We start from the raw sequence: 23,142 nt of genomic DNA on the forward strand, positions 1-23,142 counted from the left end.
GGATGATGCCGATGTCGAACGAGAAGAACTGGAAGCCCGCCACCCAACTCGTCCATGGCGCGACTGTACGCTCGCAGTTCGGCGAGACGTCGGAGGCGATGTATCTGACGCAGGGCTTCGTCTACGACAGTTCGGAATCGGCCGAAGCACGCTTCAAGGGGGACGAGCCGGGCTTCATCTATTCGCGCTACGCCAACCCGACGGTCGATGTGTTCGAAAAGCGCATGTGCGCGCTGGAAGGCGCCGAGGATGCGCGGGCGACGGCGTCGGGCATGGCGGCGATCTCGGCCGCCCTTCTCTGCTCGGTGAAGGCGGGCGACCATGTGGTCGCGGCGCGGGCGCTTTTCGGCTCCTGCCGCTGGGTTGTCGAGACGCTGATGCCGAAATACGGCATCGAGTCGACGCTCGTCGACGGCTGCGACCTTGCCCAGTGGGAAGCGGCGGTGCGGCCCAATACGAAGCTCTTCTTCCTCGAAAGCCCGACCAATCCGACGCTCGAAGTCGTCGACATTGCGGCGGTCGCGAAGATCGCCAACGGCATCGGCGCGCGAGTCGTCGTCGACAACGTGTTCGCGACGCCGCTGCAGCAAAAGCCGCTCGAACTCGGCGCCCATGTCGTCGTCTATTCGGCGACGAAGCACATCGACGGCCAGGGCCGTTGTCTTGGAGGCATCATCCTTTCGGACAAGAAATGGATCGACGAAAATCTGCACGACTATTTCCGCCACACCGGACCGTCGCTGTCGCCGTTCAACGCGTGGACGCTCCTCAAGGGATTGGAAACGCTGCCGATCCGGGTGAAGCAGCAGACGGAGAGTGCGGCGCGGATCGCGGGGCATCTCGCCTGCCACCCGAAAGTTTCGCGCGTCATCTATCCCGGCCGCAACGATCATCCGCAGGCCGAGATCATCGCGCGCCAGATGACGGGCGGGTCGACGCTCGTCTGCTTCGAGACGAGAGGTGGCAAGGCCGGTGCGTTCGGCTTCCAGAACGCGCTCGACATCGTCAGGATTTCCAACAATCTGGGCGATGCCAAGAGCCTGATCACGCATCCGGCGACGACGACCCACAAGAACCTGACGGAAGAGGCGCGCATGGAACTTGGGATCACGCCCGGCACGGTGCGGCTTTCGGTCGGTCTCGAAGACGCCGACGATCTGATCGCCGATCTCGACCGGGCGCTGGAGACCGTCTAGGCCGGCGAGCGGCTAGGTGATGTAGCCGAGGCGGATGGCCTCGGCGACGGCCTGCACGCGATTGACGGCGCCCAGCTTGGTCTTGGCGCTGAGCAGGTGCTTTTCGGACGTGTGTTCGGAAATGCCGAGAATCTGCGAGATTTCCCATTCCGACTTGCCGAGCGCGGCCCACCTTATGCACTCGCGCTCGCGCGCGGTGAGTTCTGGCCGGGTGCTTTGCACCCTTGCGATCTCCGACAATTGCAGCGCCCGCGTCACCGCGTGGGTCGCCGCCAGTTGGAGCGTGCCGATCTCGAAAGGATCGATGTCCAGCATCTCGCCCGACAGCGAAACGAAGACGACGACACCCTCGAGCGTAATGATCGGAAGGACGAGCCCTTCCTTGATCTTGAATTCGCTTGCCTCGTCGAACATCAGGCGTGCGCGGGGCGACAGGCCGGGCAGAGCGCTGGCCCCTTTCCAGGGGACGGGACGCGGCCCGTTTCGAATGATGTCGACCAGCGGGTCGCATTCGAGATAGTCTTCGCCCACATAGTGATCCAGCCATTCCTCGGGCCAGCTATGCATCAGCACGTGGGCCTTCTGGTCCTCCGGGCTGAGACCGTCATCGGGCAGCGTGCCGACGAGCACCCGGTCGAGACCATAGAGCGAGGTCAGCGACAGGAACTTGTTTCGAACGGTGTCGATGGCATGGGCGGATTGCAGGTCGGATGCGAATTGAAGCGTCTCGTCGAAGGAGCGCACGGCCGATGCCCTTTTGTATCCGGTGTGAAACGATAGTATGGGCTCAAACTGATGTCACGCAACAACTTTCACTTGTGCGCGGCGCCATTTGCAGCGGTCATGAAGGCGGGTTCTTTTTTCCGTCATGTCCGGCACCTAAACTTGAGCGAACTGATTCTGGAGCAATGACATGTCGTCAGGTCACATCGTCCGAGCCTATGACGAGGATCTGGCCAGGCTCGGCGCACGCATCGCGGCGATGGGCGGCCAGGCCGAGCGGCTGGTCGAACAGTCTGTCGCGGCGCTCGTCAATGCCGACCTGACGCTCGCGCGGCACGTCGTCGAGGCGGACAAGGCCCTCGACGAGGCGCATCGGGAGATCGACGAAAAGGCCGTCGCGCTGATTGCCCGGCGCCAGCCGATGGCCGGCGACCTGCGCGAAATTCTGAGCGCGATCCGCATCGCGGCCGATCTCGAACGCGTCGGCGACATGGGCAAGAACATCGGCAAGCGCGTCGGCGCCGTCGCCGAGACGCGCCAGCCGCCCCGCCTCTTCCGTGGGCTCGAAGCGCTTTCCGACCTTGCTTTGACGCAACTCAAGGATGTGCTCGATCTTTACGCGACGCGTTCGGTCGAGCGTGTGCCGTTCATCCGCGACCGCGACGAGCAGATCGACGCGATGTACACCTCGCTGTTCCGCGAGCTCCTGACCTACATGATGGAAGATCCGCGCAACATCACCGCCTGCACGCATCTCCTGTTCTGCGCCAAGAACATCGAGCGCATCGGCGACCACGCCACCAACATCGTCGAGACGGTCTATTTCATCGTCACGGGCGAGCAATTGCCGCCGGAGCGTCCCAAGGAGGACGAGAGCCATCGCGTGGTGATGGACGCCGCGCGGTTCGCGGCGCAGTAGCCTTACCCGCGACGGCGGCGCTCTGCGACCGGCTGGTAGGCGACGCGCGAGTGATAGGCGCAGTAAGGGCCGCAATCGCCGACGTCGTTGCCGCAGAACGAGAATTCCTCGGCCAGCGGATCGCCATTCGGCCATTTGCAGGTGCGTTCCGACAGTTCGATCAGCTTGAGATTGCGCGACAGCGGCACGACGACGCTGGACAGGCGCGGCGCGGGCGCGGCTTCCGGTTGCGCGTCGAAGCGGGCCTGAAGGGCGGTCGCGCCGATCGTGGTCGTCATCGGGCGGCTCGGGCGCGGCGCCTTGGGGGCCGACGGGGCGGTTTTCTTGGGACGCGGCGTTGCGGAGGAGGCACGGCCCCGGCCGGACAGCTTCAGGCGATGGACCTTGCCGATGACCGCGTTGCGGCTGACGCCACCGAGCTGGGTTGCGATCTGGCTGGCGCTCAGGCCTTCGGCCCAAAGCTTCTTGAGAAGTTCCACCCGCTCGTCGGTCCAGTTCATGGCGACACGCTCCTAAGTGAGGTGCGGAATCCGAATCCTTTCCCGCCCGGCAACTGCCGAGTGGGCACCGCGTTGAGCTTGGTGATTAGATCCGCCGCACGAAATCTAGTTCTTTACTGGCCCGAAACTACAATATGCGCCGACTCGGTGACAAGAGTCGGCCGGACACACCGATTCTGTTTTTTCGGTTTTCCCCAACTTGGGCGCTTCGTCTGTCGCCGATCTGTCGCATTGCCCCGGCGCATGACGCTGCGTTGCAAAGAATTGACAGCGCGCCCGCGAACGCTGATAAAGACGGGCAGAAGCCGCCCTCGAGGCGGATTTTTTGTTTTTGATCGCGTCCCCCGGATGGAGTGAGGCCATGGGCGGTTCGGCCCTTTTCGAAACCTACAACCGCGCGCCCTTGCGTTTCGAACGGGGCGAAGGGGTCTGGCTCTATACGGAAAGCGGCGAGCGCTATCTGGATTTCGCGGCCGGCGTCGCGGTCAATTCGCTCGGCCATTCGCATCCGCATCTGGTCGAGACGCTGAAGACGCAGGCCGAAAAGCTGTGGCACGTCTCCAACCTCTATGAGGTCCCCGGACAGACCCGGCTCGCCGAGCGCCTGACCGACGCCACTTTCGCCGACAAGGTGTTCTTCGCCAATTCCGGCGCCGAGGCGCTCGAATGCTCGATCAAGACGGCGCGGCGCTATCATTATGCGAGGGGCCAGCCGGAGCGCTATCGGATCATCACGTTCGAGGGCGCCTTCCATGGCCGCACCCTGGCGACGATCGCGGCGGGCGGCCAGCCGAAATATCTCGAAGGCTTCGGCCCGAAGGTGCAGGGCTTCGACCAGGTTCCGTTCGGCGACCTCGAAGCGTTGGAAAAGGCGATCACCGACGAAACGGCCGCCATTCTCGTCGAGCCGGTGCAGGGCGAAGGCGGCATCCGGCCGATCGAGGCCGACATGCTCGGCCGCCTGCGCGCGCTATGTGACCAACACGGCCTGCTCCTGATCTATGACGAGGTCCAGTGCGGGATCGGCCGGACCGGCAAGCTGTTCGCCTATCAGTGGTCGGGCATGGCGCCGGACATCATGGCGATCGCCAAGGGCATCGGCGGCGGCTTTCCCCTCGCCGCCTGCCTTGCCAGCGAAGAGGCGACATCCGGCATGGTCCCGGGCGTTCACGGCACCACCTTCGGCGGCAATCCGCTCGCGATGGCGGTCGGCAATGCCGTGCTCGACGTCGTCCTCGAAGAGGGCTTCCTCGACGAGGTCAAGCGCAAGTCCCTGCTCCTGAAGCAGTCGCTCGCATCGGTCGTCGACGAATTCCCGGAGGTCTTCGAGAGCGTGCGCGGGTCGGGGCTGATGCTCGGCCTCAAGTGCCGGATGCCCAATGGCGAAGTGAACCTCGCCTTCAGGCGGCATAATTTCCTGGCGGTGCCTGCCGGCGACAACGTCGTCCGCCTGCTGCCGCCGCTCAACGTCACCGACAAGGAAATCCGCATCGCCGTCGAAGCGATCCGCGAAGCCGCATCGGACCTCGCGCTGCCCGCGCGCAAGGCCGGCTCGGCCGCCTGAGAAACGAGATCATGGCTTCAGCATTCCGGCATTTCACCGACCTTTCCGCCATCGCATCGGGCGAGCTGCGCGCCATCCTGGACGACGCGCGCGCGCGCAAGACGCGCCTCAAGGCGGGCGAGCGCGAGCGTCCGCTGGAAGGCAAGGTGCTGGCGATGATCTTCGACAAGCCGTCGACCCGCACGCGCGTCTCCTTCGACGTCGGAATGCGCCAGCTCGGCGGCGAGACCCTGATGCTGACGGGCACGGAGATGCAGCTCGGCCGGTCCGAGACGATCGCCGACACCGCGCGCGTCCTGTCGCGCTATGTCGATGCCATCATGATGCGCACGACCGAGCACGACCGCCTGCTGGAAATGACCGAGCACGCGACGATCCCGGTCATCAACGGCCTGACCGACGACACGCATCCGTGCCAGATCATGGCCGATCTGATGACCTTCGAGGAACATCGCGGCCCGGTCGAGGACAAGCTCTTCGCCTGGACGGGCGACGGCAACAATGTATTGCACTCTTTGGCCGAAGCGTCGGCGCGCTTCAATTTCCGGCTGAGCATCGCCGTTCCCGCGGGCAGCGAGCCGGACGCGAAATTCGTCGACTGGTCGAGGGCCAATGGCGGCCGCATCGAATTCCACGACAGCGCCGACCGAGCGGTTGCGGGCGCAGATTGCGTCGTCACCGACACCTGGGTCTCGATGAACCAGGAGCATCGCGCGCGCGGCCACAACGTCTTCCAGCCCTATCAGGTCAATGCCGAATTGATGGCCGGCGCGAAGCCGGATGCCCTCTTCATGCACTGCCTGCCCGCCCATCGCGGCGAGGAGGTGACGGACGAGGTCATCGACGGACCCAATTCGGTCGTCTTCGACGAGGCGGAGAACCGGCTGCACGCCCAGAAGGCCGTGCTTGCGTGGTGCTTCGGCGCTTGATTGAACGCGGCGCGGCACCTATCTGCCGGGCACAGTTGATAGATCTGGCTTGGCCAGCGGGCGCGGCGCGGCGATAATCGCGCTTCCCCGAGGATAGGAATGTTCCCGTGACTGCACCGCATGCAAAGCTCGGCGATTTCGGTTTCGCCGGTGACGACACCGTCGTTCCGTTTCAGGTCGGCCCGCTCGACGCGCGCGGCCGCGTCGTCCAGCTCGGCCCGATCCTCGACGCGATCCTCGGCCGGCACGATTATCCCGAGCCCGTCGCGCGGCTGCTCGCCGAGGCGATGACGCTGACCGTGCTTCTCGGCACCTCCCTCAAATTCGACGGCAAGTTCATTCTCCAGACCCGCTCGGACGGGCCGGTGGACATGCTTGTCGCCGACTTCACCACGCCCGGCTCACTGCGCGCCTATGCGAGCTTCGATGCCGAGCGCATGGCGGAGGCGAGCGCGGCCGGCAAGGCGTCGCCCGCCGATCTCCTCGGCAAGGGCGTCCTGGCGCTGACCATCGACCAGGGCCAGCACATGCAGCGCTACCAGGGCATCGTCCAGCTCGACTCGACTTCGCTCGAAGACGCCGCGCGCACCTATTTCCGCCAATCGGAGCAGATTCCGACCGAGGTTCGGCTGTCGGTCGCGCGCCAGATGATCAAGGGCCAGAACGGCTTCGACGGGCACTGGCGTTCCGGCGGTCTGCTCTCGCAGTTCCTGCCCGAGGCGCCCGAGCGGCTGCGCCTGCCCGATCTTCCGGGCGGCGACGGCGACAATGGTGAGATGCCCGATCCGACCGACGATGCCTGGGCCGAGGTGCAGGCGTTGGTCTCGACCGTCGAGGCGGACGAGCTGATCGATCCGACCGTCGGCCCCGAGCGCCTTCTCTACCGTCTCTTCCACGAGCACGGCGTCCACGTCTTCGAAGGCGCGGACGTCATCGACGACTGCTCCTGCTCGCGCGAGAAAATCCGCGGAATTCTCGACGGTTTCACGGAAGAGGAAATCTCCGACAGCATCGAGGACGGGAAGATCAAGGTTTCGTGCGAGTTCTGCTCGACCCATTACGAGTTCGATCCGACCGACTTCGTCACGCGGAATTGAAGATGGCCCAAGGGCTTCTGCCTTCGCTTCTACTCATTGCGGCTCTGGCGGCTCCGGCCGCCCGGGCCGGCGAAGTGATGATCGATTTTCCCGGGACGGAGGTCGGGGAAACCACCCTTGCCTATCGTTGTGGATCGACCGGAATCGACGTGCGCTACGTCAATGCCGGGCCGGTATCGCTTGCGATTTTCGATTGGGAAGGCGAGCGGATCGTGGCTTCGGCCGGCATTGCCGCTTCCGGTGTGCGCTACGTCGGCGGACGCTATGTGTGGTGGTCGAAAGGCAGCGAGGCGACGCTCTTGGACGAAATGGCCGACGACGGAGACGCGCCTCTGGCGTCGTGCATCGAGCAGCCTTAGCCACAATTGCGCCACTTTTGTTAACGTGTGACTTAAACCTTCATCAAGCGTGCGGTTGCAGTATGCCCCGGAATTCGGCAAGCGGGGGGCATCGCTACCGGATGAACGATGATCATAAGACTGGCAATAATCTGGCTCCTCGTCGCGGGTTTTGCGGCAGGCTTTGCGGAACTGGTGACGTCCGACACGGTCGGGCGGGCAGACCGCGCGGGTTCGCCTTGCGACGAATGGTCGAATCCGGATTGCTCCGGGCCGGCTGCTGCGGGCGCCCCGCTCAACTGATTAGCATTGCGGAAACCATAAGCTGCCAAGGTCGGCCGTGAATCACAGCCGATCGGAATAAGCATGCCCGCATTGTCAGCCGGCCACGAGGAAGAGATTGCAGAGGCCGTCTGCGAGATCGCCGTCCTTCTCGCGCAGGCCATCCACCAGATCGATCCCGAAGCCGCTCAGCGAATGAACTTCGCCGCCGGCAAGGCCTACAACCGGCATCTCGGACGGGACCAGACGCTGGCTGCCGATCTGATGCTGCGCTTCGGGCGCGCTCTGGTCGACCGCTCGCTCTTTCCGGTCGCCGGCGACGGCGAGGATACGCTCAGTTGACGGAATGGCGCTCGCCGGGAAAGTCGAGCGAGAAGGCGGGAATGGCGACGTCGAACTCGCGGCCGGCCTCGTCGCGCATCGTATAGTCACCGACCATGAAGCCGGACGACGTGGCGAGCGGGCAGCCAGAGGTGTACTGAAAGCTGTCGCCGGGCTCCAGTTCCGGCTGTTCGCCGACGACGCCGGCGCCGCGCACCTCCTCGAGCTTTCCGCTGGCATCGGTGATGCGCCAGTGCCGGGAGACGAGCTTGACGGCCTTCGTGCCCCGATTTGCGATCGTGACGCGATAGGCCCAGAAATAGCGGCCAACCTCCGGTTGGGAGCGCTCCTCGAGAAAAAAGGGCTCCACGGTGACCTCGATCCCGCTGGTGGTCGTCCGGTACATCGGCTTGTTCACACTCACTCCTTGAAAAATAACGCATACGGGGACGCTTTGGGTGCGTGGCGCGTGCAAGTTGAAGCGAAAGTGATCATGCGGCCGTCGCGCTTTCACCTATGACCGAACCGAGGAGAGCAATGCAATGCTGGACGGCTGGGCACGAGCAAGGATCGATCCGGCGCTGGACCGCGCCGGATCGATCCTTGCGCGAAGCGGCGTCACCGCGGACGCCGTCACCCTGGCAGCTTTCGCGGCCGGGCTCGCAGCCTTCGTCGCCATTGCGCTCGAAGCCTATCTGAGCGGACTTTTCCTGCTGCTCCTCAGCCGGATCTGCGACGGCCTCGACGGAGCGGTCGCCCGCCACACGCGCAAGTCGGATTTCGGCGGCTATCTCGACATCGTGCTCGACTTCGCATTTTACGGGCTGGTCCCGCTCGGTTTCGTGCTGGCCGATCCGTCCGCAAATGCCGTTGCCGGCGCCGTTCTGATCCTGTCGTTCTACGTCAATGGCGCAAGCTTCCTCGCCTATGCGGTCATGGCCGAAAAGCGTGGCCTGTCGACCGACGCGAGGGGGGAAAAATCGCTTTTTTTCACCACCGGACTGGCCGAGGCGACCGAGACGATCGCCTTTTTCGTCGCTTTCTGCTTGTTTCCGCAATGGTTCGTGGTGCTCGCATTCGTCTTCGCCGCGTTGTGCTTCTATACCGCCGTTTCGCGCATCGTCATCGCCGCCCGGACTTTCCGCAACTAGGTTCGACCGAGTCTTTCGCGGCTAGACTGTTACAGCGAAGAGATTTCGACTGGACAACAATTACAACTAAACCTAACGTTGCACGAAAGTGCAGCTTTCAGGGCGGGACGGGCCTCGATGACGAACTTTGCGGGTTGCCGACAGGACGACCATGTCCTGCGCGGGGCTGTCTAGGCATGCTCGACGACGCGGCTGAGAGCACCGCCATCGGCGATGTTTCCGGTCCGCGAACGTCTTTCGTGACGGATTGCACTCAAGAGCCGGCTTTGCGGACACCGCCGCCGGCCGAAGAACTCGCGCGTGCACTTGGCCTGACGCCCGCTGACCTCGCAACGGCTTCGGCCCGATGCAGGATGAACGGGACGAGCCTCGCGGCGGAACTGATCGCGGCGCAGGTCGTCACCGAAGAGCGCTATTGCCGCGCGCTCGCCACGCTGCTCGGCCTCCCCTTCCTCGAACAGATCGAACCGTCGCTCGTCGTGATGCGCACGGCGGTGCGGTTCGAGGCGCTGTCGCGCGACGGCGATCTGCCGCCCCTCTTCTACTATTCGCATGAGCGCCCGTTGCTGCTGGTCGCTCCGCTCAACGCCTCCGTCGACGACCTCGTGCGACTGACCCGCGGCAAACCGGAATTTCGCCAGCGCCTGCGCATCGTCGCGCCAACGACTTTGCGCAAGGCGATCCAGGCGCGCAGCCGCGCTTCGCTCATGCGTGCGGCCGTCTCGGGACTTGCCGAGGCCGCGCCCTCGCATTCGGCGCGGACCGTGATGACGGGGTATCAGGGCTTCGTGCTCGGGTTGCTCGGCGCAAGTTTTGCCGCACTCGCCATTTTCGACTTCGGCCGGTTGGCGCTGGTCATCCACGCGGCCGGCAGCCTGGCATTCCTTGCCTGCGTCCTGCTGCGCGTCGCGGCGGCGATGGTCGCAAGGCCGCTGAAGCTTGCCCGGATCGAGACCGACCCTTGCGCGCCGGTGCCGATCTACTCCGTGCTGGTGGCGCTGCGGCACGAGGCCGACATCGTGCCCGAACTGCTCGTTGCGCTCGGCAAGATCGACTGGCCGCGATCGAGACTGGAGATCAAGCTGATCTGCGAGAGCGACGATGCGGCGACGCGCGCAGCGCTCGCTGCGCATGAACTGCATCCTTGCGTCGAGGTGATCGTCGTGCCGGCCGGCAATCCGCGCACGAAGCCGAAGGCCCTCGCCTACGCCCTGCCCCAGTGCAAGGGCGAGTTCGTGGTGCTCTATGATGCGGAGGACCGGCCGCACCCGTTGCAGTTGCGCGAGGCGTGGGATCGGTTCAGCCGCGAGGGTCGCGAGCTTGGCTGTCTGCAGGCGCCGCTCGTCATCTCACGTTCGCGGCCGCTGCTGCCACGCCTGTTCGCGCTCGAATATGCGGCGCTCTTTCGCGGGCTTCTGCCCCGGCTGGCGTCGTGGAACGCACTGCTGCCGCTTGGCGGGACGTCCAACCACTTCCGGCGCGAGGCGCTCGACGCCGTGGGCGGCTGGGACCCCTACAATGTCACCGAGGATGCCGACCTGGGCTTGCGGCTGACGCGCTTCGGCTATCGCGTCGACCTGATCACGCGGCCGACCCATGAGACGGCGCCGGCGGACTACGACACGTGGCTGCCGCAGCGCACGCGCTGGTTCAAGGGCTGGATGCAGACCTGGCTCGTGCACATGCGTTCGCCGCGCACGCTGATGCGCGATCTCGGCTTCGGCAATTTCATGCTCATGCAGGTGCTGTTCGCGGGAATGGTGCTTTCCGCGCTGGCGCATGTGTTCTTCGTCATCACCATCATCGCGCTCGGCACGACACTTGCGGTGAAGGGTGCGCTTCCGACCAACCATGCGGCAATCCTGGCGCTCGACATCTTCAACGTCGCCGCCGGCTACACGGCTTTCCTGATCCTCGGAAGGCGCACACTGGCGTCTTCCGAGCGGCCCGGCTTCTGGACGGTGGCGGCCGCGACTCCGCTCTACTGGCTCGCCCTATCGCATGGCGCGTGGCGTGCCGTCTGGCACCTGATCCGCCAGCCCCATCACTGGGAAAAGACGCCGCATCCGCCGAGCCGGATTCTCGTCCGGCGGCAAACCGGCGAGGCGATCACCCCGGCAGAGGCGCTGCGGCTCGATAATCGGCGATGATGCTGGCATCGATCGACTCGATTGCGTCGAGATCGCGGCCATCATAGGCGAGCGCGCGCAGGATGCGCGACATGACGGCCAGTCTGGCACGGCGCTTGTCGTTGGCCCGCACGACGATCCAGGGCGATACCTGGCTGTGCGTGCGTTCCAGCATCGCGTCGCGCGCCGCGGTGTAGTCATTCCAGCGCGACATGCCGGCGACGTCGATGGGCGAAAATTTCCATGTCTTCAGCGGATCGTGGCGACGGTCGTGGAAGCGTTTAAGCTGGGTTTCGTGCGAAATGTTCAGCCAGAACTTGAAAAGGTGGATGCCGTCGTCGACGAGGGTCGCCTCGAAGGTCGGCACCTCGCGGAAGAACTTTTCCGTTTCCGCCGGCGTGCAAAAGCCCATCACCGGCTCGACCACGCCGCGATTGTACCAGGAACGGTCGAAGGTGACGAATTCGCCGTCGGTGGGGAAATGGGCGACGTAGCGCTGGAAGTACCATTGGCCGCGCTCGACCTCGGACGGCTTGGTCAATGCGACGTTGCGCGCGGTGCGGGGGTTCATGTAGCGGCGGATGACGAAGATCATGCCGCCCTTGCCTGCGGCGTCGCGCCCCTCGAAAAGCATCATCACGCGCTCGCCGGATTTCTGCAGCCAGTATTGCAGCTTGACGAGTTCGACCTGCATCTTCTCGAGCGCCGCCTCGTATTCCTTCTTCGGCATGCGCTCGGCATACGGGAAGGCGTCGGCGGTCAGGTGATGCTCGTCGATCCAGTCCGGCAGGTCGGGATCGTCGATGTCGAACACGCGCTCCTTGCCGCGAACGTTCAGGCGTAGGGGCGCGATCGGATCGCCGGGCAAAAGCGTCGCATTCATCGGATATCCTTTCGATTTTCGGGGTTCATGCTATGTGGGGGCCAGGTTCCGGTCCAGCCGAAGTTGAACGAGGGGCAAAGGTGGCAAGCGACAGTTCCGCATCGCTTTCGTCGGCCAGACGGCTTGGCGCGCGCTGGCGCATGCGCCTGCGCGATCAGGCGGTCGTGGTGTGCGTATCGCTCGGTTCCATCGCGCTGGTGGCAGGCGTCGCGGGGCGGCCAATTCTGGGCCTGATCGCCGCGATGGCGGTGCTGGCCGCAGCGATCATGCAGGCCGGCGCGCCGCGCAGGCAGCCCGCGATCTCAGCGTCCGCGCGCGCCCTCGGCGGCGATCCCGAGCACGAAGCGCATCCGAGCGGACTGGAACTGGCGGCCGCCATCGCCGACCCGTTGATCGTGTGCGACGCGAACGGCGTCGTCCTGATCGCCAATGCGGCGGCGTCGCTCGCCTTCGGCCGCATCCAGCCAGGCGAACTCGTCGCGCTGCGCTTCCGCAGCCCGGAAATGCACGATCTGATCGAAGCGGCGCTTGCCGGCAGCCATGTCCGGCCCATCGATTATGCCGAGCGCGTTCCGATCGAGCGGAGCTTCAAGGTGAGCGTGACGCGGATCGGCGAGGACGGCCGTTTCGCGCTTCACTTTCGAGACCAGAGCGAAGCCCGGCGGATCGACCGGATGCGAGCCGATTTCATCGCCAATGCCAGCCACGAATTGCGCACGCCGCTCGCCTCGATCTCCGGCTTCATCGAGACGCTGCGCGGCCCAGCGCGCAACGATGCCGAGGCGCGCGAGCGGTTCCTCCAGATCATGCACACCCAGACCGGCCGGATGGCGCGGCTGATCGACGACCTCCTGTCGCTGTCGAGGCTGGAGATGAAGCCGCTCGCCGGCGCGGGGACGGCCGTCGACCTCGTGGCGCTGACGCGGCAGGTCACCGATTCACTCGGCCAGATGATCCGCGATAACGAAATGGAGCTTACGCTCGACCTGCCGGCACAGCCCGTGCGCGTACTGGCCAATGCCGACGAGATCGTCCAGGTCGTCGAAAATCTGGTCGAGAACGCCTGCAAGTACGGACAGGCCGGCAAGCGGCTCGACATCACGCTGTCGAGCGACGACGAGGAAGCCGCGCTTTCGGTTCGCGATCATGGGCCGGGCATTCCGGCCGAGCATATTCCGCGCGTCACCGAGCGGTTCTACCGCGTCGACGTGGAAACCAGCCGGGCGCAGAAGGGGACGGGCCTTGGTCTTGCCATCGTCAAGCATATCCTGACCCGTCACAAGGGAAGGCTGACGATCCGCTCGACGCCGGGCGACGGCGCGACCTTCACCATGCACCTGCCGCTTGCCAAGGACCAGACCGCCCGATGATGCGCGCCGCCATTCTCTTTCTGCTGCTTGCGGCCCTCCCGATGCAGGCTGCGGCGCAAAGCCCGCAGATTCCCAGCTTCTGGGATGCGCGCGAGCGCATCGAGCGGCCGCAGGTCACGGACCTGCCCCGCATTCGCTTCCTGACGACGGTGGACTTCGCGCCGTTCAACTTTCTCGACGCGAACAATCAGTTGACCGGTTTCAATGTAGATCTCGCGCGCGACATATGCCGGCAATTGTCTCTCGATGCCGTCTGCCAGATCCAGGCACTGCCGTGGGACGAACTCGTGCCGGCGCTCGAAAACGGGGACGGCGAGGCGATCATCGCCGGCTTGGCGCCAACGGCGGAATTGCGCGAAGACCTGGCGTTCACGCGACCCTATCTCAAATTTCCCGCCCGCTTCGTGGCGGCTCGTTCGGCGAGTCTTGCCGAGCCGCTCCACCGCTCGGTGGCCGGAAAACGGATCGGCGTGGTCGCCGGCTCGGCGCATGAAGCTCTCCTGCGCGCGCATTTCGCCGATGCCATACCGGTGCCGTTCTCGCGCGCCGACTGGATGCTGCGCGACCTGAAGGCCGGGCGGATCGACGCCGCCTTTGCGGATGGTTTGCGCATCGCCAACTGGCTTGCCGGAGACGAACCGGAGGATTGCTGCGCCCTTGTCGGTGGGCCCTATCTCGCGCCGGACCATCTCGGCCAGGGGCTGACGATCGCAGTGGCGCGCGACAATGCAGACCTGGCGACCGCATTCGATTCCGCCCTGCGCGAAATCGACGCCAGCGGACGCTTCGCAGAGCTTTACCTGCGCTATTTCCCGGTGAGTTTCTTCTAGTCTTCCACGCGGTGCCGGATCGCTGCGGCGCGCTCGATGGCGGCGGCGGCGAGCGGGTCGATGGAGAAACGCGCCTTGACGATGTCGAGGATGCGGTCCTCCTCCTCGCGGATGTCGAGATCGATCGCGGCGACGTCGACGGCCAGCGCATAAGCCGTCTCGCGCAGGCGCGGCGACAGCGCGTCGCGGATCGCCTCCAGAACGTCCGGCAGGCCGCCCTCCGCCGCCAGCGCCTTCTGGCAGGCCTGTGCGACGCGCAGCGTTCCGGCCTGGTCGAACCCGGCGAAGAGAGGGAGCGTGCGCACGATCGCGCCGATGCGCGCGAGTTCCTCGTCGCCCATGTCCCGGTCGGCGGCAGAGGTGATGACCATGATGTAGACCATCGCCTCCTGCGGCGACAATTTGGGCGCGGGCTCGCGGACGCGGTAGGCTTCCTCGGGTTTCGTCTTCGCCATGGTTCTCGCCCTCTTCTGGATTCAGTCTCAAATCTAGGAGCGACACCGCCGAACCGCAATGCAATCGGCATGGCCGGGGCCGCCAAAGATTGACGCTCGCCCCTTGCAAGCATAGACCATGCCCGCCCGCTGGCTTGCGGGCTTCCAGAAACCGGATATCGACACGATGGCGACCACAGGATCGAACGCGCTCCATTTGACCCCGGAAATTCTCGAAGCGGCGAAGGTATCGAAAGCCTGGCCGTTCGAGGAAGCGCGCAAGATCGTCAAACGCTACGAAGGCAAGGACTGGCCGAAGACCGTGCTGTTCGAGACCGGTTATGGGCCATCCGGCCTGCCGCATATCGGCACGTTCGGCGAGGTAGCCCGTACCTCTATGGTGCGCCATGCGTTCCGCATCCTGACCGAGGACAAGGTGGCGACGAACCTCTTGTGCTTTTCCGACGACATGGACGGGATGCGCAAGATTCCCGACAACGTGCCGGATCGCGCCTTTCTCGAGCCGCACATGCACAAGCCGCTGACCGCCGTGCCGAACCCGTTCGGCGGCGACTATGCGAGCTTTGCCGACCACAACAACACGATGCTGTGCCGCTTCCTCGACACGTTCGGCTTCGACTACGAGTTCGCCAGCGCGACGCAATATTACAAGACGGGCAAGCTCGACGCGATCTTGAGGCGCGTCGCCGAACGCTATGACGACATCATGGCCATCATGCTGCCGACGCTGGGCGAAGAACGCCGCGCCACCTATTCGCCGTTCCTGCCGATCTCGCCGAAGACCGGTCGCGTGCTCTATGTCCCGATGAAGAATGTGGACGCGGAGGCGGGCACCATCACCTTCGACGACGAGGATGGTGAGGAGACGACGCTGCCGGTGACCGGCGGCCAGGTAAAGCTGCAGTGGAAGCCGGATTTCGGCGCGCGGTGGGCCGCGCTGGGCGTCGACTTCGAGATGTTCGGCAAGGACCATGGGCCCAACATGGGCGTCTATGACGCGATCTGCGAGGCGCTTGGTGGACGGGCGCCGGAGCATTTCGTTTACGAGCTCTTCCTCGACGAGAACGGCCAGAAAATCTCGAAGTCCAAGGGCAACGGGCTGACCATCGACGAATGGCTGACCTATGCGCCCACCGAAAGCCTGGCGCTCTACATGTTCCAGCGGCCGCGGCAGGCGAAGAAGCTCTATTTCGACGTCATCCCGCGCGCGGTCGACGAATATTACCAGTTCCTCGCCGCCTATCCGCGGCAGGACTGGAAGGAGCGGCTCGGCAATCCCGTCTGGCACATCCATGACGGCAATCCGCCGCAGATCGAACTGCCGGTGACCTTCGCGCTTCTGCTCAACCTCGTCTCGGCGTCGAACGCGCACGACAAGGCGGTGCTGTGGGGCTTCATCTCGCGCCATGCACCGGGCGTGACGCCGCAGACACATCCTGAACTCGACCGGCTGACCGCCTATGCGATCCGCTATTTCGACGATTTCGTGAAGCCGACGAAGGCATTCCGCGCACCGGACGAGGCGGAGCGGGAGGCCTTGGCTGCGCTGTCGGCCGGTCTCGCGGCCCTACCCGTCGGTGCCGACGGCGAAGCGATCCAGAATGCGGCGCTCGACGTGGCGCGCTCGATCGAGCGCTACCAGGACCATGCCAAGAAGAGCCCGACCGGCGGGCCGGGCGTTTCGGTCGCCTTCTTCCAGATGATCTATCAGGTGCTGATCGGGCAGGAGCGCGGGCCGCGCTTCGGATCGTTCGTGGCCCTTTACGGCATCGACAACACGCGGGTACTGATCGACAAGGCGCTCAAGGGCGAATTGCAGTAGTCAATTCGAGCCGGGGGCGGCGCCGTGTATGCCGCGCCCGGCTTCGCTCGCCGCCCTTTCCTCATCCTCGTAGCCGCTGCCGGGCGCCGCATGTGCCCAGCCTTGAGTGACCAGCCATTCGGCGGGATCGGCAGGGCCGAGCTTGCAGCGGCTGACGATCGTCTCGCCGCCCGGCGTGCCGGGCACGGTGCAGGCGATGGCGCGACCGCGCAGATAGTTGCGGAAGGCCGTTCTGGCATGGACGCCGCAGGGCCAGGACCGGCCGCCCTCGCCGCAGGTCTCGTCGGCGGCGACGATCTCGATTCCCTTCAGCGCAACACGGTGGCCTTCCGCCTCGATCGTGCCGGCATCGATGGCGACGGGCCGATGAAGGAGCGTTTCGCGCGGCGGGCGGGTTGCCGGGTCTTCCGGCGCGCCGAGCGGGCTCAGCGGTTCGCGCGGCGCGACGCGCTCAAGTTGCGTGATGTCGACGGGCGGGGCAGCGATCGTCGGCGCGACGGGGCGGCCGACGCGCTCGGATTTTGGCGCGGACGGTGTTGGCTCAGGCGCGACGGGCGGGGTTTCCGAAACTTGCCGGTCGGACGGACCCGACGCCAGTTCGCTCTGGCCCCAGCCGAACACGATGGCGCCGACCAGGACCAGACCGCCGACACCCACGAGGAGCGCGGTCGGCCGCATGCTACTGGCTCGCCCAGACGATCCGCGCCATCCAGACGATGTCATCTGCGGGGATGGAACGGTCGGGGTGGTCCGGGTTGAGCGACTGGAGTTCGACTATCTTCGCGCTTTTCCGTGCCAGAACCTTGGCGGTCACCTCGCCGCTGGAAGTCTTGGCGACGACGCGGTCGCCCTTGCGGACCTGCGCTGCCGGGTCGACGATCAGCACGTCGCCGTCGCGGTAGAGTGGCAGCATGGAATCGCCCTGCACCGTCAGGGCATAGGCGCCCTCGCCCGCGCCGGCCGGTAGCGGCACCTGATCCCAGCCATGGCCGGCGGGAAAGCCCGCATCGTCGAAATAGCCGCCGGCGCCAGCCTGCGCGAAACCGATCAGCGGCACCGTCGAGGACGCCGGGCGCGCCTCGCCATCGGCCTTGAACAGGCCGAGCAGATCGTCGATCGAGGCGCCCGTCGCGTCCATGACCTTGGCGAGCGATTCCGTCGACGGCCAGCGCGGACGGCCATCGGCGGACTGGCGCTTCGACTTGTTGAAGGCGGTGGAGTCCAGGCCCGCACGCTTGGCGAGCCCCGACGCCGACAGCGCATTGCGCGCGGCCAGCGCATCGATCGCGGCCCAGACCTTGTCATGGGAGAGCATGGCGCCACCCCGCTAGAGGAAAATATACCTTTGACGTGTTAGCGCGACACGGCCGGCTTGTCCAGCCTCACGGCCGGTAGGCGGCGCGGCCGGTCGCCAGCATGGCATCGAGCAGGTCGAGCCGGTCCTGGCCCCAGAAGGCTTCGCCATCGAGCACGTAGACCGGCGCGCCGACGGCGTCGCTCGCCGCGGCCGACTGCGTGTTGGCCTTGCGGCTTTCCTCGATCTGGGACGTATCGGCGGCGGCGAGGATCGCGTCCGCATCGTGACCCTCGGCCGTCAGGTAGGCGGCGAGTTGCGCGCGGTCGGCGATGTTCTCGTCCTTCGCCCATACGCCCTCATGGACGCGCCACAGATAGCCGGCGGGGTCGGCGCCGGCTTCGACGAGCGCGATGGCGACGCGGTCGGCAAGGGCGGAATCGACGGGGAAGAATTTCGGCTCGAGATTGAGCGTCAGGCCGCGCATTTCGCGAAAGCGCTGCAGTTCGACGCGGCGGTAGCGCTGGCGCAGCGGCGTGCGCTGGCCGAGCGGGACCGAGCCTGAGCTCGCCCAGACGCCCATGATGTCGATCGGCTTGTAGCGGATCGTCGCGCCGTGACGCGCGGCAATCTCATGCAGGGCGTTGTGGCCGAGATAGGCGTAGGGCGAGGAGCCGATGAGGTAGTAGTCAATGATGCGGGTCATAGCTTTCGTCGTTCGCTTTCCTGCGCGTGATGGAGCATGCGAGCGATTTCGATCGAGTTCCCCAAGACGCGATAGTAGACGGCATAGGGCGGCATCGTGATCTTGCGCATGTCGCGATATTTGCCGGCAGAAACGACCGGCCCCATGAATGGGCGACCGCTCATCAACTCCAAGGTACGATCGAGTTGCCGGAGCATATTGGCTGCCGCTTCGGGGTTCCTCGCCGAGAGGTATCGCGCGGCGCTGTCAACATCCTTTTGCGCAGCGGGGGCGAAGATGATCTCAAGCGCCATAGCGCCGTTTCAAGTCCGCCATGACTTCTTCGCCCGGTATCCCCTCGCCGCGATCAAGCTGTTCGATGCCGATAGCCAACTCGTCCTGCAGCGCGAGAATGCGATGCACAACGTGCAAGAGGTCTTCGCCCAATCGCTCCTGCAGATCAGGAGGAAGCTGCGCGGCGTCCTTCACGGCCAGTTCGAGTTTGGTCATCACATTCTCCGGCTTTACGCCATTCTCGCCTTCTCCAATCCTTGCGTCAATGTGAGGACTTCGCAAGATCGCGCAAGCCTTGATGGGAGGCGAGGAAGGCTTCTTCCTGAGGTAGAAGAGGGCGTGGGGTGGCTTCGATGCCGAGCTCAGCGATGAGTTCGTCGATCGGCACGAAGCGGCGGTTGTTCCGATCGTAGACGCCTGCCGTCGTCATGATGACGGCGGCGGTGCGGCCGTCTTCGTGCAGGAATCGGTGACGGCCGATCAAATGGCGATCGGTCCAGGTCTCGACGGTCGTGACGACCTCGAAACGCTGCCACAGCTTGATCTCGCGGACATAGACCGATTGCAGCCCGCCCATCATCGGGCCCCAGCCGCGCTCGCGCGCGAGCTTCAAAAAGCCGAGGCGCAGGAAGATGTCGACGCGGCCGACATCGGCCAGCATCATGTAGCGCGCATTGTTCAAGTGCATGTTGCGGTCGATATCCGACGGCAGGCAGCGGAATTTCAGCCGGCTTTCGTCGCCCGGACGGAACGGGCCGCGCGATTTCGCAGTGGCGACCATGCGCGCGAGGCGCCCCCAAACGTACATTCTTGGCTCCGGGAAAAAGGCCCCCACTCCGTCTTGGACTTCGTCCGAGCCACCTCTCCCCCGAAACTGGGGGAGAGGAAAGACGGCCTAGAGATCGTATCAGGCCGCCTTTTTGGCACCTGCGTAGGGATCGAAGCGCTGGTAGAAGGTGTCGCCCTTGGCGGCCATGTCCTTCAGGAGCGCCGGCACGTCGAACTCCTTGCCATACTTGGCGCCGAGCTTTTCGGCGAGCGCGACGAAGTTTTTGACGCCCATGCCGTCGATGTAGGAAAGCGCGCCGCCCGTATAGGGCGCGAAGCCGAAGGCGAGGATCGAGCCGACATCCGCTTCGCGCGGGTCGGTGACGATGCCTTCTTCCATGACGCGCGCGGCCTCCAGCGCGATGACGACGAGGAAGCGCTGCTTCAGCTCCTCGACGTCGACGCTGTCAGCGTCCTGCTGCGGGTAGAGCGTCTTCAGCTCCGGCCACAGATGCTTCTTGGCGGGCTTCGCCGGATAGTCGTAGAAGCCCTTGCCGTTCTTGCGGCCGTGGCGTCCGTGCGTGTCGACCATGGTGTTGATCAGCTCGAACTGCTTCGGGTCGACGGCGCCCTCGCCCATGTCGCGGATGGTCTGCTTCATGATCTTCTGCGCGAGGTCGATCGCGGTCTCGTCGGTCAGCGCGAGCGGGCCGACCGGCATGCCGGCCATCTTGGCCGCGTTTTCGATCATCGCCGGCGGGACGCCCTCGATCAGCATCTTGAACGCTTCGGCCATATAGCGCAGAACGCAGCGATTGACGTAGAAGCCGCGCGTGTCATTGACGACGATCGGCGTCTTCCTGATCGCGCGGACATAGTCGATGGCGGTGGCGAGCGCCTTGTCCTCGGTCTTCTCGCCCATGATGATCTCGACGAGCATCATCTTGTCGACCGGCGAGAAGAAGTGGATGCCGATGAACTGGCCGGGACGCTTCGAGTTCTTCGCCAGGCCCGAAATCGGGATGGTCGAGGTGTTGGAGGCGAAGATCGCACTTTCGGCGATGACGGCCTCGGTTTTCTCGGTCGCTCCCTTCTTGACTTCCGAATCCTCGAACACAGCCTCGATGACGAGGTCGCAGCCTTCGAGCTTGGCGTAGTCATCCGTGGCGGTGATGAGCGAGAGCAGCTTCTGCTTGTCCTCCTCGCTGGCGCGGCCCTTCTTGATCGCGCCGTCGACGAGGCCTTCCGAATGGGCCTTGCCCTTTTCGGCCGACGCCATGTCGCGGTCGAGGAGGACGACCGGGATGCCGGCCTTGGCCGTGACATAGGCAATGCCCGCGCCCATGAAGCCGGCGCCGAGGACGCCGATCTTGGAGAACTTGGTCGGCGCGACACCCGCCGGGCGGCGGGCGCCCTTGTTCAGTTCCTGCAGCGAGATGAAGAGCGAACGGATCATCATCGCCGCTTCGGTCGAGCGCAGGATCTCGGTGAAGTAGCGCTGCTCGATCTTGAGCGCGGTGTCGAAGGGCACGAGAAGGCCCTCATAGGCGCATTTCAGGATCGCGGACGCGGCCGGATAGTTGCCGTAGGTTTCGCGGCGCAGGATGGCGATCGCCGGGGGCCAGAGATTTGCGCCGGCGGCCGAATAGACGGGACCGCCGGGCAGCTTGAAGCCCTTTTCGTCCCAGGGCTGCGTGGCCTTGAGACCATTTTTGATCATGCCCTTCGCGGTCTCGATCAGCTTGTCGGGGGCGGCGATCTCGTGGATCAGGCCCATCGACTTCGCCTTCTTCGGCGACAGGTTCTGGCCGGTCGTCAGCATCTGGAGGGCCGACTGCGGATCGGTCAGGCGCGGGACGCGCTGCGTGCCGCCGGCGCCGGGGAAGATGCCGACCTTGACCTCGGGCAGCGCCATCTTGACGCTGTCGCTGTCGGCCGCCACGCGGCCGTGGCAGGCGAGCGACAATTCGAACGCGCCGCCCATGCAAGTGCCGTTGATGGCCGAGACCCAGGGCTTGCCGCTGGTCTCGAGCTTGCGCCAGAGCCACGACATGCGGCCCGCGCCGTCGAAGAGCATCTTCATCGCGGCGTCCGGATTGGTCGCCTTTTCCTTGGTGAAGATGCCGAGCATGCGGTTGAGCATGGTCAGGTCCGCGCCGCCGGAGAAGGTGTCCTTGCCCGAGGTGATGACCGCGCCCTTGATCGCGGCGTCGCCGGCGACCTGGTCGATGATCTTGTCGAGTTCGTCCATCACCTCTTCGGTGAAGACGTTCATCGAACGGTCGGGCATGTCCCAGGTGACGAGGGCGATGCCGTCGGCATCGGTTTCGACAGTGAAGTTCTTGTAGTCAGCCATAGTCAAATCTCCTCCGCCCGGCTCAAACGCGCTCGATGATCGTTGCGGTGCCCATGCCCGCGCCGATGCACAGCGTGACGAGTGCGGTGTTCAAATCGCGGCGCTCCAGTTCGTCGAGCACGGTGCCGAAGATCATCGCACCGGTCGCGCCGAGCGGATGGCCCATGGCGATCGCGCCGCCATTGACGTTGATCTTGTCATGCGGGATGTCGAAGGCCTGCATGTAGCGCAGCACGACCGAGGCGAAGGCCTCGTTGAGCTCGAAGAGGTCGATGTCGGAAAGCTGCATGCCGGCGCGCTCGAGGAGCTTTTCGGTCACGTCGACCGGGCCGGTGAGCATCAGCGCCGGTTCGGAGCCGATATTGGTGAACGCCCTGATACGCGCGCGGGGTTTGGACGACAGCTTCTCGCCGCCTTCCTTCGAGCCGAGAAGCACGACCGCCGCGCCGTCAACGATGCCGGAGGAATTGCCGGCATGGTGGACGTGGTTGATGGCCTCGACTTCCGGATGGCGCTGGATGGCGACGGCGTTGAAGCCGCCCATTTCGCCCGGCATCACGAAGGACGGGTTGAGCGAGGCCAGTGACTGCATGTCGGTCGACGGGCGCATGTGCTCGTCATGATCGAGGATGGTGAGGCCGTTCTGGTCCTTCACCGGCACAACCGAATTCTTGAAGTAGCCGTTCTTCCAAGCGTTGGCCGCGCGCTTCTGGCTCTCGACGGCATAGGCGTCGACGTCGTCGCGGGAAAAGCCGTACTTCGTCGCGATCAGGTCGGCGGAGACGCCCTGCGGCATGAAATAACCGGGCAGGCCGACCGAGGGGTCCATGAACCAGGCGCCGCCCGACATGCCCATGCCGACGCGCGACATGGATTCGACGCCGCCCGCGACGACGAGTTCGTCCGAGCCGCCGGCGATCTTGGCCGCGCCGAGATTGATGGCGTCGAGGCCCGAGGCACAAAAGCGCGAGAGCTGGATGCCGGGCGCCTTCATGTCGTACCCAGCCTCGAATGCGGACGAGCGCGGGATAACGGAGCCGGCTTCGCCGACCGGGTCGACGCAGCCGAAGATGATGTCGTCGACATTGGCGGTGTCGATGCCATTGCGGTCGCGCACGGCTTCCAGAACCTTGGCGCCGAGGCGCACGGCCGGCACTTCGTGCAGCGAGCCGTCCTTCTTGCCGCGGCCGCGCGGCGTGCGCACGGCGTCGTAGACGAATACGTCAGTCATCGGGG

General features: G+C 65.1%; 26 protein-coding genes. 13 read left to right on the forward strand and 13 right to left on the reverse strand.

Annotation, left to right across the window (positions count from 1 at the left end):
• The first annotated feature begins 11 nt into the window (after window positions 1-11).
• Window positions 12-1,196: an O-succinylhomoserine sulfhydrylase gene (locus ACT6QU_RS16180; protein WP_444564555.1), complete on the forward strand. Its 1,185-nt coding sequence runs from the start codon at window positions 12-14 to the stop codon at window positions 1,194-1,196.
• A 12-nt stretch (window positions 1,197-1,208) separates the two neighbouring features.
• Here the strand turns inward: ACT6QU_RS16180 and ACT6QU_RS16185 are convergent, their stop codons facing one another.
• On the reverse strand, window positions 1,209-1,940 hold the full coding sequence (locus ACT6QU_RS16185) for a helix-turn-helix transcriptional regulator (protein ID WP_444564556.1): 732 nt from the start codon (window positions 1,938-1,940) through the stop codon (window positions 1,209-1,211).
• A gap of 169 nt (window positions 1,941-2,109) precedes the next feature.
• Between ACT6QU_RS16185 and phoU the strand changes: the two genes are divergently transcribed.
• A complete protein-coding gene (gene phoU, locus ACT6QU_RS16190) occupies window positions 2,110-2,838 on the forward strand; it encodes a phosphate signaling complex protein PhoU (protein ID WP_024588509.1) in 729 nt (242 codons plus the stop codon).
• 2 nt (window positions 2,839-2,840) lie between these two features.
• On the opposite strand, the gene ACT6QU_RS16195 is transcribed toward phoU, so the two are convergent.
• On the reverse strand, window positions 2,841-3,338 hold the full coding sequence (locus tag ACT6QU_RS16195; RefSeq protein WP_444564557.1) for a GcrA family cell cycle regulator: 498 nt from the start codon (window positions 3,336-3,338) through the stop codon (window positions 2,841-2,843).
• 361 nt (window positions 3,339-3,699) lie between these two features.
• Between ACT6QU_RS16195 and ACT6QU_RS16200 the strand changes: the two genes are divergently transcribed.
• The 6 genes from ACT6QU_RS16200 (at window position 3,700) to ACT6QU_RS16225 (ending at window position 7,890) form a co-directional block, all read left to right on the forward strand.
• A complete protein-coding gene (locus ACT6QU_RS16200) occupies window positions 3,700-4,902 on the forward strand; it encodes an aspartate aminotransferase family protein (RefSeq protein ID WP_444564558.1) in 1,203 nt (400 codons plus the stop codon).
• A gap of 11 nt (window positions 4,903-4,913) precedes the next feature.
• Window positions 4,914-5,831 carry an ornithine carbamoyltransferase gene (argF, locus tag ACT6QU_RS16205; protein WP_444564559.1) on the forward strand — a complete coding sequence of 306 codons (918 nt, stop codon included), beginning with the start codon at window positions 4,914-4,916 and terminating at the stop codon, window positions 5,829-5,831.
• A 107-nt stretch (window positions 5,832-5,938) separates the two neighbouring features.
• Window positions 5,939-6,928 (forward strand): Hsp33 family molecular chaperone, encoded by a 990-nt coding sequence (locus ACT6QU_RS16210; protein WP_444564560.1) that lies wholly within the window; start codon window positions 5,939-5,941, stop codon window positions 6,926-6,928.
• Window positions 6,929-6,930: 2 nt separating this feature from the next.
• A complete protein-coding gene (locus ACT6QU_RS16215; RefSeq protein WP_444564561.1) occupies window positions 6,931-7,287 on the forward strand; it encodes an MliC family protein in 357 nt (118 codons plus the stop codon).
• Between the two features lie 108 nt (window positions 7,288-7,395).
• Window positions 7,396-7,569: a hypothetical protein gene (locus ACT6QU_RS16220; protein WP_444564562.1), complete on the forward strand. Its 174-nt coding sequence runs from the start codon at window positions 7,396-7,398 to the stop codon at window positions 7,567-7,569.
• A 63-nt stretch (window positions 7,570-7,632) separates the two neighbouring features.
• A complete protein-coding gene (locus tag ACT6QU_RS16225; RefSeq protein WP_444564563.1) occupies window positions 7,633-7,890 on the forward strand; it encodes a hypothetical protein in 258 nt (85 codons plus the stop codon).
• Here ACT6QU_RS16225 and apaG read toward each other — a convergent pair.
• Window positions 7,883-8,275: a Co2+/Mg2+ efflux protein ApaG gene (gene apaG, locus ACT6QU_RS16230; protein ID WP_444564611.1), complete on the reverse strand. Its 393-nt coding sequence runs from the start codon at window positions 8,273-8,275 to the stop codon at window positions 7,883-7,885. The genes ACT6QU_RS16225 and apaG overlap by 8 nt on opposite strands.
• 136 nt (window positions 8,276-8,411) lie before the next feature.
• On the opposite strand from apaG, the gene ACT6QU_RS16235 reads away from it, so the two are divergent.
• On the forward strand, window positions 8,412-9,020 hold the full coding sequence (locus ACT6QU_RS16235; RefSeq protein ID WP_444564564.1) for a CDP-alcohol phosphatidyltransferase family protein: 609 nt from the start codon (window positions 8,412-8,414) through the stop codon (window positions 9,018-9,020).
• A gap of 353 nt (window positions 9,021-9,373) precedes the next feature.
• Entirely contained in the window at window positions 9,374-11,170 is a 1,797-nt protein-coding gene (locus ACT6QU_RS16240) for a glycosyltransferase family 2 protein (protein WP_444564565.1), read from the forward strand.
• Here the strand turns inward: ACT6QU_RS16240 and ppk2 are convergent.
• A complete protein-coding gene (gene ppk2, locus ACT6QU_RS16245) occupies window positions 11,130-12,032 on the reverse strand; it encodes a polyphosphate kinase 2 (RefSeq protein ID WP_444564566.1) in 903 nt (300 codons plus the stop codon). The two genes, ACT6QU_RS16240 and ppk2, sit on opposite strands and share 41 nt — an antisense overlap.
• 80 nt (window positions 12,033-12,112) lie before the next feature.
• Here ppk2 and ACT6QU_RS16250 point away from each other — a divergent pair, with 80 nt between their 5' ends.
• The gene (locus ACT6QU_RS16250) at window positions 12,113-13,402 is read left to right on the forward strand and encodes an ATP-binding protein (RefSeq protein WP_444564567.1); all 1,290 of its coding nucleotides are present in this window, start codon (window positions 12,113-12,115) and stop codon (window positions 13,400-13,402) included.
• Window positions 13,399-14,232, forward strand: coding sequence for a transporter substrate-binding domain-containing protein (locus tag ACT6QU_RS16255; protein WP_444564568.1), 834 nt, complete (start codon window positions 13,399-13,401; stop codon window positions 14,230-14,232). Before ACT6QU_RS16250 ends, ACT6QU_RS16255 begins: the two co-directional genes overlap by 4 nt.
• On the opposite strand, the gene ACT6QU_RS16260 is transcribed toward ACT6QU_RS16255, so the two are convergent.
• The gene (locus tag ACT6QU_RS16260; protein WP_024588522.1) at window positions 14,229-14,687 is read right to left on the reverse strand and encodes a tellurite resistance TerB family protein; all 459 of its coding nucleotides are present in this window, start codon (window positions 14,685-14,687) and stop codon (window positions 14,229-14,231) included. The two genes, ACT6QU_RS16255 and ACT6QU_RS16260, sit on opposite strands and share 4 nt — an antisense overlap.
• 166 nt (window positions 14,688-14,853) lie before the next feature.
• Between ACT6QU_RS16260 and ACT6QU_RS16265 the strand changes: the two genes are divergently transcribed.
• Entirely contained in the window at window positions 14,854-16,509 is a 1,656-nt protein-coding gene (locus ACT6QU_RS16265; RefSeq protein ID WP_444564569.1) for a lysine--tRNA ligase, read from the forward strand.
• On the opposite strand, the gene ACT6QU_RS16270 is transcribed toward ACT6QU_RS16265, so the two are convergent.
• The 8 genes from ACT6QU_RS16270 to ACT6QU_RS16305 form a co-directional block, all read right to left on the reverse strand.
• Window positions 16,510-17,187 carry a thermonuclease family protein gene (locus tag ACT6QU_RS16270; RefSeq protein WP_444564570.1) on the reverse strand — a complete coding sequence of 226 codons (678 nt, stop codon included), beginning with the start codon at window positions 17,185-17,187 and terminating at the stop codon, window positions 16,510-16,512. It abuts the gene before it with no gap.
• 1 nt (window position 17,188) lies between these two features.
• Window positions 17,189-17,824, reverse strand: a complete 636-nt coding sequence (locus tag ACT6QU_RS16275) for a S24 family peptidase (RefSeq protein WP_444564571.1) — start codon at window positions 17,822-17,824, stop codon at window positions 17,189-17,191.
• 67 nt (window positions 17,825-17,891) lie between these two features.
• Complete coding sequence (locus ACT6QU_RS16280) at window positions 17,892-18,509, reverse strand: 2-hydroxychromene-2-carboxylate isomerase (protein WP_444564572.1); 618 nt, start codon at window positions 18,507-18,509, stop codon at window positions 17,892-17,894.
• A complete protein-coding gene (locus ACT6QU_RS16285) occupies window positions 18,506-18,802 on the reverse strand; it encodes a type II toxin-antitoxin system RelE/ParE family toxin (protein WP_444564573.1) in 297 nt (98 codons plus the stop codon). Before ACT6QU_RS16285 ends, ACT6QU_RS16280 begins: the two co-directional genes overlap by 4 nt.
• Window positions 18,792-18,998 carry a hypothetical protein gene (locus ACT6QU_RS16290; protein ID WP_444564574.1) on the reverse strand — a complete coding sequence of 69 codons (207 nt, stop codon included), beginning with the start codon at window positions 18,996-18,998 and terminating at the stop codon, window positions 18,792-18,794. Before ACT6QU_RS16290 ends, ACT6QU_RS16285 begins: the two co-directional genes overlap by 11 nt.
• Before the next feature lie 46 nt (window positions 18,999-19,044).
• A complete protein-coding gene (locus ACT6QU_RS16295) occupies window positions 19,045-19,590 on the reverse strand; it encodes a thioesterase family protein (protein ID WP_444564575.1) in 546 nt (181 codons plus the stop codon).
• A gap of 99 nt (window positions 19,591-19,689) precedes the next feature.
• On the reverse strand, window positions 19,690-21,906 hold the full coding sequence (locus ACT6QU_RS16300; RefSeq protein WP_444564576.1) for a 3-hydroxyacyl-CoA dehydrogenase NAD-binding domain-containing protein: 2,217 nt from the start codon (window positions 21,904-21,906) through the stop codon (window positions 19,690-19,692).
• A gap of 22 nt (window positions 21,907-21,928) precedes the next feature.
• Window positions 21,929-23,137: an acetyl-CoA C-acetyltransferase gene (locus tag ACT6QU_RS16305; protein WP_444564577.1), complete on the reverse strand. Its 1,209-nt coding sequence runs from the start codon at window positions 23,135-23,137 to the stop codon at window positions 21,929-21,931.
• Window positions 23,138-23,142: the final 5 nt, after the last annotated feature.

Origin of the sequence: Aliihoeflea sp., assembly GCF_052435475.1 — a bacterium.
Taxonomy (GTDB): domain Bacteria; phylum Pseudomonadota; class Alphaproteobacteria; order Rhizobiales; family Rhizobiaceae; genus Aliihoeflea.